Below are 18,155 nucleotides of genomic sequence, written 5' to 3'. Positions count from 1 at the left end.
TACGCCTCCAGGCTGGCAAAACTGTTGGCATGTTGGATCTGCTATCGCGGACTCACAACTTGAAATGCCCCACCATCCCTTTCAACTCAACCCCCAACTGCGCCAGCTCGATGCTGGAAGCGGCATTGCCGCGCATCGCCAGGGACGATTGATCAGCGCTGGCGCGAATGCTGGTGACACTGCGGTTGATCTCTTCGGCCACCGAGCTCTGCTGCTCGGCTGCCGCGGCGATCTGTTGGTTCATCTGCTGGATCAACGACACCGCCGCCGCAATGCTGCCCAACGCGCTCTCGGTCTGCAGCGCGTCGCTGACCGCCATCTTCACCAGCTCGCCACTGCTCTGGATCTGCTGCACGGAAGCCTGGGCCGCTGAACGCAAGGCGCTCACCAGTCGCTCGATTTCCTCGGTGGACTGTTGCGTGCGCCTGGCCAGAGCCCGCACCTCATCGGCCACGACCGCAAAGCCCCTGCCCTGCTCCCCGGCACGGGCCGCCTCGATAGCGGCATTGAGGGCCAACAGGTTGGTTTGCTCAGCCACGCTCTTGATCACACTCAGCACCGTGCCAATGTTCTGGATCTCGGCGCTGAGACTTTCGATGCTGGAACTGGCCGATGTGGCCGAATCGGCCAGTTGTTCGATGCGCACCATGCTCTGGCGCACCACCTGCTGGCCGCTTTCGACCTTGTCGTCGGCAGTCTGGGCCGCTTGGGCCGCTTCTTCGGCATTGCGTGCCACATCGTGCACGGTGGCCGTCATCTGGTTCATGGCCGTGGCGACCTGCTCGGTTTCCTCTTTCTGGCTGCTGACTTCCAGGTTGGTCTGCTCGGTCACAGCCGACAGCGATTGAGCCGAATTGGCCAACTGCTCGATCCCGGCCTGCAAGCCGCTGACAATACTGCTCAGCCCTGCGCCCATCTGTTGCATCGCCTGCATCAACTGGCCAATCTCGTCCCGGCGCGTCACTTCCACCGTGGCACTCAAGTCACCCGCCGCGATCCGCTGGGCAACCCGAATGACACTGCGCAGCGGCGTCACGATCAGCCGGGTGATGACCCACGCCGCGATCAATCCCACCAGCAACGCCAAGGCCGACGAACCGATGATCAGCAGCGAGTTCTTCTTCAGTTCGGTCTGCATGGCCTGGTCTTCGGCACTGAAGGCCTGGTCGACCCGCGCCACCACTTGGTCGGCACGCTCGTGCAGTTGCTGGTAGACGACTTTTTCCTTCGCCAACAAGCCGGTGTATTCGGCCAGTTGCTCATTGAACCCAGCGATATGCCCGGCCACTTCATTAAGCACGGTCTGGTAACCCGGGTCCTTGACCGTGGTCTTGAGCGCTTCGGCCTGTTTCATGGCCTGCTCGGCCTGTTCGATGCTGCCTTCTCCGGCGCCCTCGACATTGCCTTTGCGGCTCTGGTCCAAACGAACCCGCGCCTCGTTCATGGCCTGCAACATCAGCCGCGACACTTCGCTGATCTGGTTGGCCTGCTCGATGAACTCGGCCCCTTCCTTGCCTTCGGAGTCCTTCAAGGCATAGGTACCGTCATCCGCCAGCCCGGCCTGCAATACATCGAGGTTGTTGGCCACGCTGGACACCGACCAACTGGCCATTTCCAGCGCCAGGTCCTTGCTCTGACTCAACCCGACAAACTCGTCGAATGCCTTGCGATAGGCCCCCAGCGCCTGCTCAACATCGTTCATCACCGGCACGTTGGCAGGCGACTGCGCCTTGAGCTCGTTCGCCAGGGCCAGCAGCCCGTCGACACCCTGGCGCAGGGCATCGGCCGTCTTGGGGTCAGAACGCGAGGCGTACTCCTGCTCCAACAGTCGGACCTTGAGCAACCCGCTGTTGAGGGACGACATCTGCTTCAGGCCATCGAAACGATAGCTGATGGTCTGCAGGGACCAGACGCCGATGGCCGCGACCACCGCGGTCAACAGCAGCACCAGGACAAATCCGATACCCAGTTTTTTTGCCATACCCAGGTTGGCAAAACGTCCTTGCACGGCCGAAATCATTGCGCTCAGTCCTCTGCCAGTGTGTGTTGATTGCAGATTCGCAACGAGACGCCCTGCAACACAAGATGCTGGCGTCGGAATAATGGCAAAAAGCTACAGCCGCGTCGTTTTCAGGACACTTGAGGTCGATCCAGAGCCGCAGCCCGGAAAAAACCCAGCGCCCGGGGATCACGGGCATAGGCCACGTTGATCCGTAGCCATTCGCTGTCGGTGCCCGAAGGGCTGAAGGCCGTGGGCGAAGACAACAACACGCCGAACCGCTTGGCCAGGCGCTGTAATCCAGCGTAGTCACTGATTGGCGGTCTTGCCCAAATGAAAAGCCCGCCGGCCGGTTTGCCAAAGACCTCCCAGTCGGCATCCTCCAATACCTGTAACAACGCCGCCGTATCGACGCCCAAACGCTGGCGCTGGCGCTGGACCAGTTTGCGATAGGCCCCATTGGCCAGGAGATTGGCCAGCACCGCCTCGCAGAACCGCGACCCACCCATGCTGGTGATGCCCTTGACCTCGCTCAGGCGCGCGATGATGGACGGCCCGGCCACCACGAAACCGACGCGCAACGAACTGCTCAGGGTCTTCGAGAAACTGCCCACGTAGACCACGTCGGCATCCAGCGCTGCCAACCGGGTCCGCGCCGAGTTCTGGAAGTCGCCATAGGCATCGTCTTCGATCACCAGCACGGCGTGTTGCTTCGTCAGTTGCAACAACCGCTGGGCCACGGCAGGGGCCAGGTTGCTGCCGGTCGGGTTGTGACAGGCACTGTTGACGAACAGCGCACTGGGCCGGTGTGTCGCCAACAAGTCTTGCAACACATCGACGTCCGGGCCGCGCGGGGTCCTGGGCAGTTCGATCATGTCGATCTTGTGCAACCTGAGCAGGTCGAACAGGCTTGAATAGCCAGGGCTTTCCACCACCACACAGGCGCCTGGCTGCAGCAATGTCCGCACGATCAGGTCCAGCCCATGGGTCGCCCCGGTGGTGGTCAGGATCAGGTCTTTATCGGCCTCGATATTGAATTGCTTCAGGCGCCTGGACAGCTGTTCACGCAAGGCAGGCAGCCCCAGCGACGTGCTGTAGTTGAACAACCCCGCCATGTCGGTGCGAGTGACCTGCCGGATCGCATAACCCAGGTCATCGCTTTCACGCCAGCTCTCGGGCAACCCGCCACACCCCAGCTTCAACGCCCAGGGCGGGGAATCACCGCCCTCGGCGGGCATATCCTGCCGCCGATCCGGGTCGATGCACGCCTGCCCGGATGGGGGGGCTGGCGCGACAAAAAAGCTGGAGCCATGCCGGGACGCCAACAGGCCTTGGGCAACCAGGCGCTCACACGCTTCATTGACGCTGGACTGGCTGAGCAGGTTCTGCCGCGCCAATTGACGCACGGACGGCAGGCGAGTCCCCGGTTGCACCGCATCCTGTCGGATCCAGCCGGTCAGCGCGTCGACGATTTGCTGCACGACAGGCACCAAGGCCTGCCGGTCGATTCTCAACTCCATGAGTAACCAAACTCCTAAGCGTTTGTTTTATTTCCGGAAACAGTTAAGCACAGGCCACCCGCGAACGATGTACGACAACGTCGCCAAAACCGCCGATTCTCACCCTTTGAAACACATTGATAGGCCGCTCCGGGGATATTTCCCAGGCCCAAAGAAAAAGCCCGCAACCAGTGCGGGCTTCTTCCTACAAGCTCAGGGAAACGTCCTCAGAACGCCGTGACGCCGCCGTCCACCGCCAGGGAATGGCCGGTGGTGAACGCCGCGCCATCGCTGCACAAATAGAGCACGGCGCTGGCGATTTCCTCGACCTTGCCGATACGCCCCACCGGGTGCATGGCATTGGCGAACTCGCCCTTTTTCGGATCCGCCTCATAGGCACGACGGAACATGTCGGTGTCGATCACCGCCGGACAGACTGCGTTCACGCGGATCTTCTTCTTGGCGTATTCGATGGCAGCCGATTTGGTCAGGCCGATCACAGCGTGCTTGGAGGCGGCATAGATGCTCATCTTCGGCGCAGCGCCCAGGCCCGCCACCGATGCCGTGTTGACGATGGCACCGCCGCCTTGGGCCAGCAGCAAGGGCAGCTGGTACTTCATGCACAACCAGACGCCCTTCACATTGACCCCCATGATCGCGTCGAACTCGTCGAGGGTACCATCGGCCAATTTGCCCTTCTCGATCTCGATCCCGGCGTTGTTGAAGGCGTAGTCAAGGCGCCCATAGGTCTTGATCACCTGGTCCATCAGCTGCTGCACATCGCTTTCCAGCGTCACGTTGCAGCGCACGAATACCGCTTCGCCGCCCGCATCGCGAATCGACTGCACAGTACGCTCGCCGCCCGTCACGTCCAGGTCGGCCACGACCACTTTCAGGCCCTCTGCCGCGAACGCCTGGGCCGTGGCGCGGCCGATGCCGGCGGCGCCGCCGGTTACCATGGCGACCTGTCCGGAAAACGTCATGCTCATTGTCTGTTCCTCGAAGAATGCGGGGTCGCGCCAGTGTAGCCACAGCCTGGCGTGGCACGGCAGCACTATCCAGATGCCGGTTGGGCATTCATGGGCGCCAGTGATAAGGGCCCTGGAGGCACTATCACTGGGTTGGATCGAAGTGCATTCGCTGGGGCGGCGAACCTTGCGGCAAACGCCTCGAAGGTCTATCAACAAGTCTTCATTCATCTTGAGTGCCAACCATGACTGCCCAGACCAATCGCCAGTTCCTGCTCGCCAAACGCCCGGTAGGCGCCGCGACCCGCGAGACTTTCACCTATCAGCAAGTACCGGTGGGCGAGCCGGCAGCCGGCCAGATCCTGGTGAAGAACGAATACCTGTCCCTGGACCCGGCCATGCGCGGCTGGATGAACGAGGGCAAGTCCTACATCCCACCGGTGGGCATCGGTGAAGTGATGCGGGCGCTGGGTGTCGGCCAAGTGATTGCCTCGAACAACCCGGGGTTCGCGGTCGGGGACTACGTCAACGGTGCCCTGGGTGTGCAGGATTATTTCCTCGGCGAGCCAAGGGGTTTCTACAAAGTCGATCCGAAACTGGCACCGCTGCCACGTTATTTGTCCGCCCTGGGCATGACCGGCATGACCGCTTATTTCGCCCTGTTGGACGTCGGCGCGCCCAAGGCCGGCGAGACCGTGGTGGTGTCGGGCGCCGCCGGTGCGGTGGGGAGCATCGCCGGGCAGATTGCCAAGATCAAAGGCTGTCGTGTGGTGGGCATCGCTGGCGGTGCCGACAAATGCAAATTCCTGGTCGATGAATTGGGCTTCGACGGCGCCATCGACTACAAGAACGAAGACGTCCACGCCGGTCTCAAGCGCGAATGCCCCAAAGGCGTGGATGTGTATTTCGACAACGTCGGGGGCGACATCCTGGATGCCGTGCTCAGCCGACTGAACCTCAAGGCCCGCGTGGTGATTTGCGGTGCCATTAGCCAATACAACAAGGAAGCGGTGAAGGGCCCCGCCAACTACCTGTCACTGCTGGTCAACCGGGCCCGCATGGAAGGTTTCGTGGTGATGGACTACGCCTCGCAGTTCGCCGCCGCCGGTCAGGAAATGGCCGGATGGATGGCCAAGGGGCAGCTCAAGAGCAAGGAAGACATTGTGGAAGGGCTGGAGACCTTCCCCGAGACACTGACCAAATTGTTCAGCGGGGAGAACTTCGGGAAACTCGTACTCAAGGTCTGACACAAAACAACTGTGGGAGCGAGCTTGCTCGCGATGAGGCCCTGTCAGTCAACATTGCTATTGACTGACATACCACTATCGCGAGCAAGCTCGCTCCCACAAGGGCCTTCAGGGTAGGATCAGGCCAGTTCGGCCACGACCGCCGCCAGCGCCTGGGCCGGATCGGCGGCCTGGCTGATCGGGCGACCGATCACCAGGTAGTCGGAACCGGCGTCCAGCGCCTGACGTGGGGTCAGGATGCGACGCTGGTCGTCCTGGGCGCTGCCCGCCGGACGAATCCCCGGGGTCACCAGTTGCAACGACGGGTGGGCCGCTTTCAGGGCGCCAGCTTCCAGGGCCGAACAGACCAGACCGTCCAGGCCGGCCTTCTGCGCCAGCGCCGCCAACCGCAGCACCTGCTCCTGAGGCTCGATGTCCAGGCCGATCCCGGCCAGATCCTCGCGCTCCATGCTGGTCAGCACGGTCACGCCGATCAGCAACGGTTTAGGGCCGCTGCGCTGATCCAGCACTTCACGGCAGGCCGCCATCATGCGCAGGCCACCGGAGCAATGCACGTTGACCATCCATACGCCCATCTCCGCAGCCGCCTTGACCGCCATGGCGGTGGTGTTGGGAATGTCGTGGAACTTCAGGTCCAGGAACACTTCGAAACCCTTGTCACGCAGGGTCCCGACAATTTCCGAAGCGCAACTGGTGAACAGTTCCTTGCCGACTTTGACCCGGCAAAGCGTGGGGTCCAACTGGTCGGCCAGCTTCAGGGCGGCGTCACGGGTGGGGAAATCCAGGGCGACGATAATGGGCGTCTGGCAGGCGGACATGAGCGGGCTCTCAGGCAAGTCGAAATCGGCGCGCATTGTAGCGGAACGAGCGCCCGTGCGGGACCCGATGATCGGTAAATCTCATCGCCCTCGGCAGCATGGACGATAGCGGCCTTTGTGTCGAAGCCGATACAAACTATCGCGCCTGGCTCTTGCTCCAGTCCGTCAACAGGCTGTACGCCACCGCCAACAGGGTCGGGCCGATGAACAGGCCGATGAAACCGAAGGCGATCAACCCGCCGAACACCCCCAGCAACACGATGACCAGGGGCAGGTTTCCGCCACGGCTGATCAGGTAGGGTTTGAGCACGTTGTCCACGCCACTGATGATGAAGGTGCCCCAGATGCCGAGGAACACCGCCATCCCGTATTCCCCCTTCCACACCAGCCATGCCGTGGCGGGAATCCAGACCAGGGGTGGCCCCATGGGGATCAGGCTCAGCAGGAACGTGACGATCCCCAGTACCAGCGCCCCCGGCACCCCGGCGATCAGGAAGCCGATCAGCGCCAGCACGGCCTGGGCCGCCGCGGTGCCGATCACGCCATTGACCACCCGCTGCACTGTACCGGCCACCAGTTCGATGTAGTAACCGGCACGGTCACCGATCAGACGCTCCAGCAAGCCATGGACGAACGCCGCCAGGCGCGGGCCGTCGCGATAGAAAAAGAACACGAACACAATACTCAGGGTCAGTTCGAGTATGCCGCCGCCAATCTGCGCACTGCGCGCCAACAGCCAGTTGCCGACCTGCCCCAGGTACGGCTTGATGGACACCATCATGGCCGCGCCCTGCTGATCGATGCTGTTCCAGATGCCCACCAGCCGCCCGCCCACCAAGGGGATAGCGGCAAGCCAATCAGGGGCTTCGGGCAAGCCATCGACTTGGACATCCCGGACGAACGCGGTGGCATCGCGCACATGGTCGGCCAGGTTGAAACCCAACCACACCAGCGGCACCGCCACCAACAACATCCAGCCCACCGTCAGTAACGCCGCCGCCAGGGATTCGCGACCATTGACCCAGCGGGTCAGCAGGCGCATCAACGGCCAGCTGGCGAACGCCAGCACCGCGCCCCAGAACAGCGCCGACCAGAACGGCGCCATGACCCAGAGGCTCGCGCCGAACAACACCAGAAGCAGGATCTGCACCAACAGCCGATCGTTATTGAGCATGTAGGGTCTCGAAAAAATGAACAGGACCGGGGCACGGCTGTGAACCACCGCCCCGAGACAGCTTAGCGCAGCAACTCCAGGTGCAATCCCGCCGCCTCGCCGCTGGCGGCCTCCATGCGTGCCGCCCGGACGCCCTGGCCCGCCAGCGCCTCGAGCCAGTCCTCGGCCCGGGGCCCGGCGATACTGACCCGCAGGCCCGTGTCCAGGTTCAGCGCCCGGGACAACAGGCGCAACCAGGTGTCGTCCGGCTCGCCGGCAAGACGCGGCAAGTCCAGGACCCCGGTGTCCTTGAGCTGGCGCAACAGGGTGGCCGATGTCGGCAGCAAGTCCCCCAACGCAGCATTCGCCTCGAACTGCTCGACATGCAGGTAGGCCTTGCGATTGCCGCGGGTGATGGCATACAGCGCAATCAGCGTGTTGTCCGCGGGCGGCGCCAGGCGCAGCAGCAGGAAGGCCTGGCCGTTGTCGGCGCCATAGAGCTTGGCATTGCCGAAGACGTCGTTGGCCCACAGGCTGCTTTCGCCGCAATCGCGGGCCTGGCACCAGAACAACAACTCGGCGCCCTGTTTCTGCAACGCTTCGCGCGCCGCGGTAAAGGCCTGGGTGGCGGTATGTTCCGGCGGCAGCTCATAGGTGACCGACGTGACATTCCCACGGGCATCGACTTGGCCGTCAAAGCGCAACTGGCCGCTGATCTTGCGGATCGAGCCCATGGGGTAGACACGTTCCAGGTCGCTGGTTTGCCGATAATCGACGATCTGTGCATCGGGCATGCGCGGCACGCGCTCCAGGTCGCGGCTGCCCGGCACATCGACGGCGAACGACGCCGAACTGAAGCAGGCCAGCACCAGCAGGACGAGTAAGTGAACGGATAATTTCATCGGATCGGCTTGGCCTGGGACACGTGGACGCGACGGGCGTCGCCGATGCACCGCGAGGCTGGCAAACAGAGGTCTGTCATGGTTGTCTCCCTTTCAACCCGCCCAGCCTCGACAGTTGCCCGGCGCAAGTCAAGGAACAGTGAAGAACCGATTGAAACAGTCTGCTACAAGCCCGGCACCGACCTCATCGTTAAGGTGCAGATGATGGCCGCCCGGCAACTGCTCATGACTGAAGGGTAGACGCTCCAACAGCTCCGGGTGCTGGGCAAGCATGCCGTCGGCCGCCACCACCAGATGCGCCGGACAAGCGACCCGCGCTACGAACGCCATGGCCTGCTCCTCGGTCAGGCGCAGGGGCGATGGCAGGGTCAGGCGGTTGTCGGTGCGCCAGGTATAGCCCCCGGGCACCGGCATCAGGCCGCGCTGGGCCAGTAACTCGGCGGCCTCGCGGCTGACCGCTACCAGCCCCTTCATACGCGCTTCGATGGCTCGGTCGAGGGTTTTGTAGACCGGCTTGCGTTTTTGCTGCAAATCCAACTGGGCTTGCAGGGCCATGCCCATGCGTTCGGCCGCGTTATCGCCTTTGGCTGTAGGAGGAATCACGCCGTCGATCAACCCCAGGTGCGTCACCCGTTCCGGCAGGGAACCGGCCAGCACCAGCGAGACAATGGCGCCCATGGAATGCCCCAGCAGGGCGAAGCGCTTCAAGCCCAGTTGTTCGGCCACTTGCAGCACATCATGGACGTAGTCCCACAAGGCATAGCTGGCACCCAGCGGTCGATGCCCGGAATGACCGTGACCGGCCATGTCCAAGGCGATCACCCGCAGCCCCGCGAGCCTGGGCGCCAGGCGGGCGAAGCTGTTGGCGTTGTCCAGCCAACCGTGCAGGGCAATCACCGGCAGCCCGTCTTCCGGGCCGAACAAGTGAGCCGCCAGCTCGATGTGAGGCAGGCTCAGGCGGACCTCCTCGACCCCACTCATGCACTGCGCCCTTCCCAACGCTGGAACAGGCTCTTGAGCAGGTTGGCCGTGTCTTGCGGGCGTTCGAGGGGAAACATATGGCCGCCGGGCATGCTCAGGGATTCGCCATGGCGCATACGCCCCACCGAACGGGTGTGATGCCGCATCACCACGCGACTCTGCCGGCCGCGCACCACCGCCAGCGGCACCTTGAGCTTACGGGGCCGTCCTGGGCTGGTGTGCGGCACGCCGCGGTAGATACTGATCTCCGTGGCCGGGTCGAAGCGCAGGCGCAACCGGTCGCCGACTTGCTGCAGGCCGTGTTGCAGATAGGCGTCGAAGCAATCCGGGTCAAAGCCGCGAAACAGTGTCTTGCCGGCAAAATACTGTCGGGCGGATTCCAGGTCAGCGAACTCCTCGCGCCGCCCCAGCGTCCGGCCTGCCGGGGTCAGGCGATCGATAAACCCCAGGCGCTTGGCGGCCCGGATCACCCACTGGTCGGTACGGGTCAGCACTGGCGAATCGAGCATGACCACGCCGCGATACAACTGGGGACAGCGCAACGCCGCGTGCAGGTGCAGCACGCCACCCAGGGAGTGGCCAACGCCCCACACCGGCGTCGGTTGCTGTTCCAGGTGATGGATCAGTTCGTCCACCAGGTTGTGCCAGTTATCGTCCACCGGAAAACGCGGGTCATGGCCATGCAGTTCCAGATGCGCGACCTGGTACTGCGGCGCCAATGCGGCGAACAGCTTGCCGTAAGTGGCCGAGGGGAAACCATTGGCGTGGGCGAAAAAAATCTGTTGCGACATGACAGCCGATCCATTGGGGGAACTGCGGCAGATTGTCCGCAGAACCCGACGGCGCGGCAATGACCGTAACTGACAGGAATGATGACAGTCGGGCTTGGGCTATGGGGTTGAGCCTCACCACCACAGAATTTCATGTTGAACACCGTGGCGAGGGAGCTTGCTCCCGCTGGCCTGCGCAGCAGGCCCAAAATCAGGCCACTCGATGATTCAGGCTGATCGAGTCGGTGGGTTTGGGGCCGCTTCGCGGCCCAGCGGGAGCAAGCTCCCTCGCCACAGGTAGGGCTTCAACGCGCCGGCGGCTGCTCACCCACCGGCACCACCGCCATGGTCAGGCGCGACACGCAGTTGACCTTGCCCTCGTCGTTGACCAGGCGGATGTCCCAGACTTGGGTGGTGCGCCCCAGGTGGACCACCCGGGCCGTGGCGGTCACCCGTCCACTGCGCACACCGCGCAGATGGTTGGCGTTGATCTCCAGGCCCACGCAATAGAACTTGCTGGTGTCCACGCAGAGATAGGCAGCCATGGAGCCGACCGTTTCGGCCAGCACCACCGAAGCACCGCCATGCAGCAGGCCGAACGGCTGGTGGGTGCGCTGATCGACCACCATGCTGGCGGTCAGGGATTCGTCGTCGAAGGACTCGAACCGAATGTCCAGCACTTCGCTGATGGTGTTTTTACCGGCGGCGTTCAGTTTCTCGATGTCGGGGGTGGTGCGCCACAGACTCATCGTTGCCCTTCCTGTGTGATTGTTGTCTTGCCCAGTCCTGCAACCGCTCTATTCAGGGGTGCCTGATGCCCTTGAGCACCATCGCCCCGGCCAGCGGCATATCGCCTTCCAGCTCGGCCAGGCCGGCGGTTTGCACTTGCTCGGGTTGTTGCAGATGGCCGTGCTGCAACAACCCCAGCAGGCTGCCCACCAATGGGTTATGGCTGACCAGCAGCACATCGTCCTGGTCCTCCAGATGCCTTAGCACCTCCGTCGGTCGGGTCTCCGGCGTGAGCCAATCGACGGTGATCAGTTCAGGCTCGAACCCCAGTGCTTCGCGCACCAGTTGCGCGGTCTGCTGGGCACGCACATAAGGGCTGGCGTAGATGGCCCGCAACGGCTCGCCCATCAACCGGCCGGCGCTGAGCAACACCTCCTCGCGGCCGTGCACCGTCAAGACCCGTTCCGGATCGGGACGGACACCATGGGGCTCTGCCTCACCGTGACGCAATACCCACAGTTTCATAGCTTCGGCTCCTCGTCCCGGACGGGATGCGGTGCCGGTGCCACGGTGTGTGGCGCTTCGCCTTCCGGCGTGCGTGGGGTCGGCCAGTCGGCAAACGGCCAAGGCTTCTGATCGCTGTGGAAGGTGCCGAAACGGCCGATCTGCGCCAGGAACTGGCTCAGGCTGTCGCCGAAATTCATCAGGCTGGCGCTGGGCGCGCCGTAGATCAGCCGATAAATCAATTGCACCAGCACCACGGCGCCGAGGATGAATTGCGCCACCTGCCAGACCAGCAGATAAACCACCATCCACAGCACACGCAGCAGGATGGATTCGTATTGGGGTTGCCCTTGCGGATCGTTCATGGCTCGCTCCTGCTTGCGGTCATTAGCGGTTCAGTTGAAACCGCTGGTGGAAATGAAATCGACGTCGGTCTTCGGTTCGCCACGCATCAACAGCTCGATCACCTGCTCAAGCGTGCGCCCTTCGAACAGAATCGCGTGCAGCCCGGCGACCAGCGGCATATACACCCCCGCCTCCTGGGACTTGGCCTTGAGCACCTTGAGGGTGTTGACCCCTTCGGCCACTTCACCCAGGCGCGACACGGCCTCGTCAAGGCTCAAGCCTTGGCCGAGGGCAAAACCGACTTGGTAGTTGCGGCTCTTGGGCGAGGAGCAGGTGACGATCAGGTCGCCCACCCCGGCCAATCCCAGGAAAGTCATCGGGTTGGCACCCTGGCTGACGGCGAAACGGGTCATTTCCGCCAGCGCGCGAGTGATCAGCATGCTCTTGGTGTTCTCCCCCATGCCCAGCGCCACCGCCATGCCGGCGATGATGGCATAGACGTTCTTCAGCGCCCCGCCCAGCTCCACCCCGAAACGGTCGGCGCTGGCGTAGACCCGAAAGGTGCGGCCATGGAGTGCGGCCTGGACCCGTTGGCACAGCGCTTCGTCCTCGCTGGCGACCACCGTGGCGGTCAAGGCGTGCTCGGCGATTTCCCGCGCCAGGTTCGGCCCGGAAATCACACCGATACGCGCCTTGGGGGCGATTTCTTCGAGAATCTCGCTCATCAGCTTGAAGGTCTGGGCTTCGATGCCCTTGGTCAGGCTCACCAACAACTTGCCGCTCAAGCGCTCGGCATGGGACGCCAGCACCGAGCGCAAGGCACTGGACGGCAAGGCGACGAAGAACAGGTCGCTGCCCTCCAGGGTGGCCTGCAAGTCAGTCACCGGAACCACTTCCGGGCGAATCTTGATGCCCTTGAGGTAACGCGGGTTCTCGCGGTTGACCCGGATGGCCTCGGCCTGTTCCGGGTCACGCATCCACTGGCGCACCGGGTGACCGTTCTCGGCCAGCAGGTTAGCCACGGCGGTACCGAAACTCCCACCCCCCAGGACCGCAATCGGGCGCTGTTCAGTCATATGCAATCCGTTCATCCATACCAAGTGGCAATGCGGGGCATTATACGGAGCGGCCGGATGGCGACCAGCCCCGGCAACAATTACCGCCAGCTGTAGGAAGCTGACCATTAATTCCTAGGAAAATGCTGTCAACGTGAATGGAAAAGTCGTTCAGCTCAGTTAACATGCCCGTCACCCACCCATTCCCATAGGCTGTGCCGTGTCCGTTGGCCCTTCCCGCTCAGGTTCGTCCCTGCTATTGGCACTGATCATCAGCCCGCCAGTGCTGGCCGACGACTTGTTCGTGGACAGCCAGCCCCTGCCCCAGGTGCTGACGGCCACGCGCCTGAAGCAATCGCCAGCGGCGGTGCCGGGCAGCATGACCGTGCTCGACAGCGAGCTGATCAAGGCCAGCGGCGCCCGGGACATCAGCGAACTGCTGCGCCTGGTGCCGGGCATGATGGTCGGCAACATCACAGGCAACCAGGCGGCCGTGAACTACCATGGCACCAATGCCAGCGAAGCCCGGCGCATGCAAGTGCTGATCGACGGCCGCTCGGTGTACCGCGCCGGCCTGGCCACGGTGGACTGGAGCGATATTCCGGTGGCCATGGAAGACATCGAGCGGATCGAAGTCTTCCGCGGCCCCAACACCGTCAGTTATGGCGCCAACGCGCTGATGGCGGTGGTCAACATCATCACCCGCGCCCCGGCCGACAGCCACGGCACCCGGTTGAAAATCACCCGGGGCCAGCGTGGCATCAGTGACTGGTACGCCAGCCAGGGCAGCGGCTGGGAAGGCGGCGACCTGCGGCTGTCGCTGTCCGGCCAGGAAGACGATGGTTTTGACAGCGACCGCAACGGTGCCGACTACCGCGACAGCCGCCGCCTGAACCGCTTCAACCTGTCCGTCAGCCAGACCCTGGACGAACGGCAGAGCATCGACTGGCAATTGAACGCCAAGGATGGGACCAACCAGCGGCCTTATACCTACCATCCCGTGTTTGCCGGGATTACCGCCGCTGGGGATAACTCCGACGTCATCGCCAAGGACTACGCCGGCTCACTGCGCTGGAACCTGGACCTGGACCCCGATCACAGCCTTTATGTACAGGGCTCGATCCAACACTGGGATCGCCAGCAGACCTGGCGCGCCTGTGACGCCGAGGTGTCCTTCAGCCCGCAACTGACCGACCTGTGGCAGCTCAATCCCAACTATGCCGAGAAGCTGGCGCGCAATATCTCCAACTACACCAGCACCGGCGCGCCAAGCGGCACGCCACAGGAACAGGCGTTGGCCAATCAGGTACTCGACCAGTGGCGCAATGGCGCCTCGCAAACCCTGTGCGGCGATATCGACCAGAGCACCCGGGAATCGCGCTACGACCTGGAGATCCAGGACACCCTGAGCCTGTCCGACAGCCTGCGACTGGTCACCGGGGCCAACTATCGCTACGACCGGGCCGACTCGGAGACGTACTTCAACGGCACCCTGGACGACACCACCTGGCGCCTGTTCGGCCAGCTCGAATGGCGGGCCACCGAGCATTGGCTGTTGCAGGGCGGCGCGATGTTCGAAGACACCCGCCTGACCGGCAGCTCGCTGACTCCGCGGATCGCCGTCAATTACCTGATCACTCCCCGCCACGGCCTGCGGGCGGTGTACTCCGAAGCCGTGCGCTCGCCGGACATGTTCGAGAACAACGTCAACTGGAGCTATCAGGTCACCAACCTGCAACCCGCCGCCTTCGGCCAGAACAGTGCCCGTTACTTCGTCCAGACCCGCGGCCCGGGCAACCTGGAACAGGAACACATGCGCTCCCGGGAACTGGGCTACAACGGCTACTTCGTGGACCTGGGCCTGGCGGTCGATGTGAAACTGTTCCATGACGAAATCACCGGCATGATCAGCGAGCCGCTGCGCAACAATCAGTACATTGCCAGCAACGCCAACGAATCACAGTTCTCCGGGGTCGAGACCCAGTTCGACTGGCGCATGACCAGCGCCGACCGCCTGCGCCTGACCTATGCCTATGTCGACGCCCAGGCCAGCAACCCCCTCGACGAACAACTGACCGCCCGCAACAGCGGCTCGGCCGGCTGGCTGAGGGACTGGGGCCAAGGCTGGAACAGCGCGCTGTTCTATTACGCCGCCGACGATCTCAACGGCTATCGCTTCGAACGGGTGGACACCCGCATCGCCCGGCGCATTCCCCTGGGCAAGGCCAGCCTGGAACTGGCGGGCGTCCTGCAGCAGCGCCTGGACAACCAGCCCATGACCTTCGTCGACAACCGCTACGACGCCCGCCATGTCGTGTACTTCAGCGCGGAGTTGTCGTTCTAGATGTCCCGGCACCTCCCCCGCAAGATGCCATTTCATGGCCGCCTGACGCTGGCCCTGTGCCTGGTGTTTGCCGGGTGGCTGACAACCCTCCAAGCCCGGGCCGCCGAAATCCTGTTGACCGGCGCCGAGGACAGCCCCGGCGTGCAGTCTTTCACCCAGGCCCTGAAAGCCCTGCGCCCCGAAGACAGCGTGCGGTTTGCGCCGCTGGCCAACCTGCCGACGCCGGACAAGTTGCCGGATAATGTCCGCCTGGTTCTGCTTGACCTGCCCAGCCTGGAATGGCGCCTGCAAGACGCCCGGGGTCCGGCCACCCTGGTCCTGCGCATCAGCCGCCAGCAAGCCCGCGATCGCCTGGGCGAGGCCACGCCCGCGCATCTGAGCCTGCTGTGGAGCGATCCACCGATGGCCCGGCAATTGCAGCTGATCCGCACCATCCTGCCGCAAGTGCGACAGGTCGGCGTGCTGTACGACGTCCACAGTGAATTCCTGCTCAAGGACATCCGCCAGGCCGCGGCACCGCTGGGCCTGGTGATCGTCAGCGAACGCTGGGACGACACCAGCGACAGCCGTCCCCTGCAAAACCTGCTGGGCCAGAGCGACGTGCTGCTGGGCATCGATGACCCCGACTTGTACAACCCCAAAACCGTGAAGAACCTATTGCTCAGCAGCTATGCCCGGCAACGTGCGCTGATCGGGCCCAGCGCGGCATTCGTCAAGGCCGGCAGCCTGGCCAGCACCTACAGCGACCAGCAAGACTGGCTGGCGATTCTCGACGAGCTGCTCGACCGCCCCGCCACGACCTGGCCGCGCACGCTGTATCCGGACCGCTTCAAAGTCCTGGGCAACCGGCAGGTCTCCCGCTCGCTGGGGATCGAACCGATTGACGCCGAATCCGTCGCGGCAACGTTGGCCGAAGGAGAACACCGCCCATGACCTTGCGTCGTCGTTGGGACATCAATACCCGCACCCAGCTCATCGCCCTCGGTCCGGCGTTGCTGCTGACCGTGCTGCTGATCAGCTTCTTTACCTTCGTACGGATCCAGGACTTGCGCCAGGAGCTCAATCACACCGGGCAACTGATCGCCAACCAACTGGCCCCCGCCACGGAGTACGGGGTGATTTCCGGCAACAACGAGGTGCTGGAAAGCCTGCTCACCGCGACCCTGGCGACCCCGCACGTGCGCTTCCTGGAGGTCCAGGACAGTACCGACAAGGTCCTGGTGTACGTCGAACAACCGGAGCAGGTCCACAGCCGCGCCCAACAGATCGAAGTCTTCCAGGCCCCGGTGCGCCTGCAGCGCATTGCCCTGAACAATGATTTCCTGCAAGGCAACAGCACCGCCGTCGAGGCACCTGGTGAAGATTACCTGGGCCGCGTGATCGTCGGCATGTCCAGTGACGCCTTCAGCCAGCGGCAACAGGAGATCCTGTTCAAGGCGGCGATCCTGGCGCTGTTCGCCCTGCTGTTCACCTTCCTGGTGGCGCGCCGGCTGGCGACCAACCTGTCCCGGCCAATCCGCGACATCGGCAACGCGGTCAAGGCCATCCAGCAAGGCGACTACAGCACCCCCCTGCCCGTCGTCGATGATGCCGAACTGGGGGCCTTGTCGCGGCACATCAACAACCTGGCCAACGGCCTGGAACAAGCCAGCCGCGAACAGCACCAGGCCATGGCGCAGTTGATCAAGACCCGCGAGGAAGCGGAAAAAGCCAACAGCGCCAAGTCCGAGTTCCTCGCGATGATGAGCCATGAACTGCGCACGCCCATGAACGGCGTACTGGGCATGCTGCAACTGCTGGAAACCACTCGCATGACCGACGAACAGCACGAGTACACGGCGCTGGCGTCGGAATCCACCGAGCACCTGCTGAAGGTGATCAACGACATCCTCGACTTCTCGCGCATCGAACGCTCGGCCTTGGAACTGGAGCACATCCCGTTCAACCTGGCCGAACTGGTGGGCAGTTGCGCGCAGTCGTTCCAGCACAGCGCCGCGCAACGCAAGCTGGGCCTGGACCTGCTGGTCCCGGACGACATGCAGGCCTTGCAGGTGCAGGGCGATCCGACGCGGATACGGCAGATCCTGGTGAACCTGATCGGCAACGCGCTGAAATTCACTGAGCAAGGCCGTGTCACCGTGCAATGCCAATGGCAGGCCCTGGACCACGAACTGCTGTGGTTCACCTGCACGGTGCGCGACAGCGGCATTGGTATCCCCGCCGAGAGCCTGGAGCGCATGTTCGACGCCTTCCAGCAGGCCGACAGTTCGATTTCCCGGCGCTACGGCGGCACTGGCCTGGGCTTGCCGATCGCCCGCACCCTGGCCGAACGCATGGGCGGGACGCTGCGGGCCCAGAGCGAAGAAGGCCAGGGCTCGGTGTTCACCCTCGAGATCCCGCTGGCCCTGTCGCGCCAGGCGCCACCGACCCTGGCACCGCGCCTGCCCACCGGTAGCGGCAACGGCGAAGGCCGCAACGTGTTGCTGGTGGAAGACAATCCGGTCAACCAGACGGTGATCGAAGCCATGCTGCGCAGCCTGGGTTTCACCGTCAGCGTCGCCACCGATGGCGCCCAGGCCGTACGCAGCGCCGAAAGCCTGATCTTCGAAGCGATCCTCATGGATTGCCGCTTGCCCATCATCGATGGCTACGAAGCCACCCGGCAGATCCGTCAGTTGCCGGGCTGCGGCGAGGTACCGATTATCGCCCTGACGGCCAACGCCTTGCAGGGCGATCGCGAAGCCTGCCTCGCGGCGGGCATGAACGATTACCTGGCCAAGCCGTTCAAAAGGAACGACCTGCAACAGATTCTGCAGCGCTGGGTGAATTAGAACCGCTCAC

General features: G+C 63.5%; 16 protein-coding genes and 1 pseudogene. 4 read left to right on the top strand and 13 right to left on the bottom strand.

Annotation, left to right across the window (positions count from 1 at the left end):
* Nucleotides 1-52 precede the first annotated feature (52 nt).
* The 4 genes and pseudogenes from BLO80_RS30675 to BLO80_RS16520 form a co-directional block, all read right to left on the bottom strand.
* Complete coding sequence (locus BLO80_RS30675) at nucleotides 53-916, bottom strand: methyl-accepting chemotaxis protein (RefSeq protein ID WP_371103551.1); 864 nt, start codon at nucleotides 914-916, stop codon at nucleotides 53-55.
* Nucleotides 914-1,138: pseudogene (locus BLO80_RS30670) on the bottom strand (HAMP domain-containing protein); the annotation flags it as partial. The pseudogene BLO80_RS30670 and the gene BLO80_RS30675, both read right to left, overlap by 3 nt.
* 992 nt (nucleotides 1,139-2,130) lie before the next feature.
* Entirely contained in the window at nucleotides 2,131-3,519 is a 1,389-nt protein-coding gene (locus BLO80_RS16525; protein ID WP_092328328.1) for an aminotransferase-like domain-containing protein, read from the bottom strand.
* A 206-nt stretch (nucleotides 3,520-3,725) separates the two neighbouring features.
* Nucleotides 3,726-4,487 carry an SDR family oxidoreductase gene (locus tag BLO80_RS16520; RefSeq protein WP_092328329.1) on the bottom strand — a complete coding sequence of 254 codons (762 nt, stop codon included), beginning with the start codon at nucleotides 4,485-4,487 and terminating at the stop codon, nucleotides 3,726-3,728.
* Nucleotides 4,488-4,711: 224 nt separating this feature from the next.
* On the opposite strand from BLO80_RS16520, the gene BLO80_RS16515 reads away from it, so the two are divergent.
* Nucleotides 4,712-5,713 carry an NADP-dependent oxidoreductase gene (locus BLO80_RS16515; protein WP_092328331.1) on the top strand — a complete coding sequence of 334 codons (1,002 nt, stop codon included), beginning with the start codon at nucleotides 4,712-4,714 and terminating at the stop codon, nucleotides 5,711-5,713.
* A 119-nt stretch (nucleotides 5,714-5,832) separates the two neighbouring features.
* Here BLO80_RS16515 and pyrF read toward each other — a convergent pair whose 3' ends face one another.
* The 9 genes from pyrF to BLO80_RS16470 form a co-directional block, all read right to left on the bottom strand.
* Entirely contained in the window at nucleotides 5,833-6,531 is a 699-nt protein-coding gene (gene pyrF / locus BLO80_RS16510) for an orotidine-5'-phosphate decarboxylase (RefSeq protein ID WP_060741184.1), read from the bottom strand.
* A gap of 136 nt (nucleotides 6,532-6,667) precedes the next feature.
* Nucleotides 6,668-7,705 (bottom strand): AI-2E family transporter, encoded by a 1,038-nt coding sequence (locus BLO80_RS16505; RefSeq protein WP_092328332.1) that lies wholly within the window; start codon nucleotides 7,703-7,705, stop codon nucleotides 6,668-6,670.
* A 62-nt stretch (nucleotides 7,706-7,767) separates the two neighbouring features.
* A complete protein-coding gene (locus BLO80_RS16500) occupies nucleotides 7,768-8,586 on the bottom strand; it encodes a DUF4892 domain-containing protein (protein WP_092328334.1) in 819 nt (272 codons plus the stop codon).
* 129 nt (nucleotides 8,587-8,715) lie between these two features.
* Entirely contained in the window at nucleotides 8,716-9,567 is an 852-nt protein-coding gene (locus tag BLO80_RS16495; protein ID WP_092328335.1) for an alpha/beta hydrolase, read from the bottom strand.
* On the bottom strand, nucleotides 9,564-10,358 hold the full coding sequence (locus tag BLO80_RS16490) for an alpha/beta fold hydrolase (RefSeq protein WP_092328337.1): 795 nt from the start codon (nucleotides 10,356-10,358) through the stop codon (nucleotides 9,564-9,566). The genes BLO80_RS16495 and BLO80_RS16490 overlap by 4 nt, the downstream gene beginning before the upstream one ends.
* 284 nt (nucleotides 10,359-10,642) lie before the next feature.
* Complete coding sequence (locus BLO80_RS16485; RefSeq protein ID WP_092328338.1) at nucleotides 10,643-11,086, bottom strand: hotdog fold thioesterase; 444 nt, start codon at nucleotides 11,084-11,086, stop codon at nucleotides 10,643-10,645.
* Nucleotides 11,087-11,138: 52 nt separating this feature from the next.
* Nucleotides 11,139-11,591, bottom strand: a complete 453-nt coding sequence (gene sixA / locus BLO80_RS16480; RefSeq protein WP_092328340.1) for a phosphohistidine phosphatase SixA — start codon at nucleotides 11,589-11,591, stop codon at nucleotides 11,139-11,141.
* A complete protein-coding gene (locus tag BLO80_RS16475; protein WP_092328341.1) occupies nucleotides 11,588-11,935 on the bottom strand; it encodes a DUF4389 domain-containing protein in 348 nt (115 codons plus the stop codon). The genes sixA and BLO80_RS16475 overlap by 4 nt, the downstream gene beginning before the upstream one ends.
* Nucleotides 11,936-11,965: 30 nt before the next feature.
* Complete coding sequence (locus BLO80_RS16470) at nucleotides 11,966-12,991, bottom strand: NAD(P)H-dependent glycerol-3-phosphate dehydrogenase (RefSeq protein WP_092201822.1); 1,026 nt, start codon at nucleotides 12,989-12,991, stop codon at nucleotides 11,966-11,968.
* A 199-nt stretch (nucleotides 12,992-13,190) separates the two neighbouring features.
* On the opposite strand from BLO80_RS16470, the gene BLO80_RS16465 reads away from it, so the two are divergent.
* From BLO80_RS16465 to BLO80_RS16455, 3 genes are read left to right on the top strand one after another with little or no spacing between them, the layout of a single operon-like run.
* Complete coding sequence (locus BLO80_RS16465; RefSeq protein ID WP_092328343.1) at nucleotides 13,191-15,314, top strand: TonB-dependent receptor plug domain-containing protein; 2,124 nt, start codon at nucleotides 13,191-13,193, stop codon at nucleotides 15,312-15,314.
* Nucleotides 15,315-16,247, top strand: a complete 933-nt coding sequence (locus tag BLO80_RS16460) for an ABC transporter substrate-binding protein (RefSeq protein ID WP_092328344.1) — start codon at nucleotides 15,315-15,317, stop codon at nucleotides 16,245-16,247. It abuts the gene before it with no gap.
* The gene (locus tag BLO80_RS16455) at nucleotides 16,244-18,145 is read left to right on the top strand and encodes an ATP-binding protein (protein ID WP_092328346.1); all 1,902 of its coding nucleotides are present in this window, start codon (nucleotides 16,244-16,246) and stop codon (nucleotides 18,143-18,145) included. Before BLO80_RS16460 ends, BLO80_RS16455 begins: the two co-directional genes overlap by 4 nt.
* The last annotated feature ends 10 nt before the right edge of the window (nucleotides 18,146-18,155 follow it).

Origin of the sequence: Pseudomonas sp. NFACC56-3, assembly GCF_900100025.1 — a bacterium.
Lineage (GTDB): Bacteria > Pseudomonadota > Gammaproteobacteria > Pseudomonadales > Pseudomonadaceae > Aquipseudomonas > Aquipseudomonas fluorescens_AA.
Note: the sequence above shows the minus strand (reverse complement) of the source record. Positions and strands in the feature narration are given on the sequence as shown.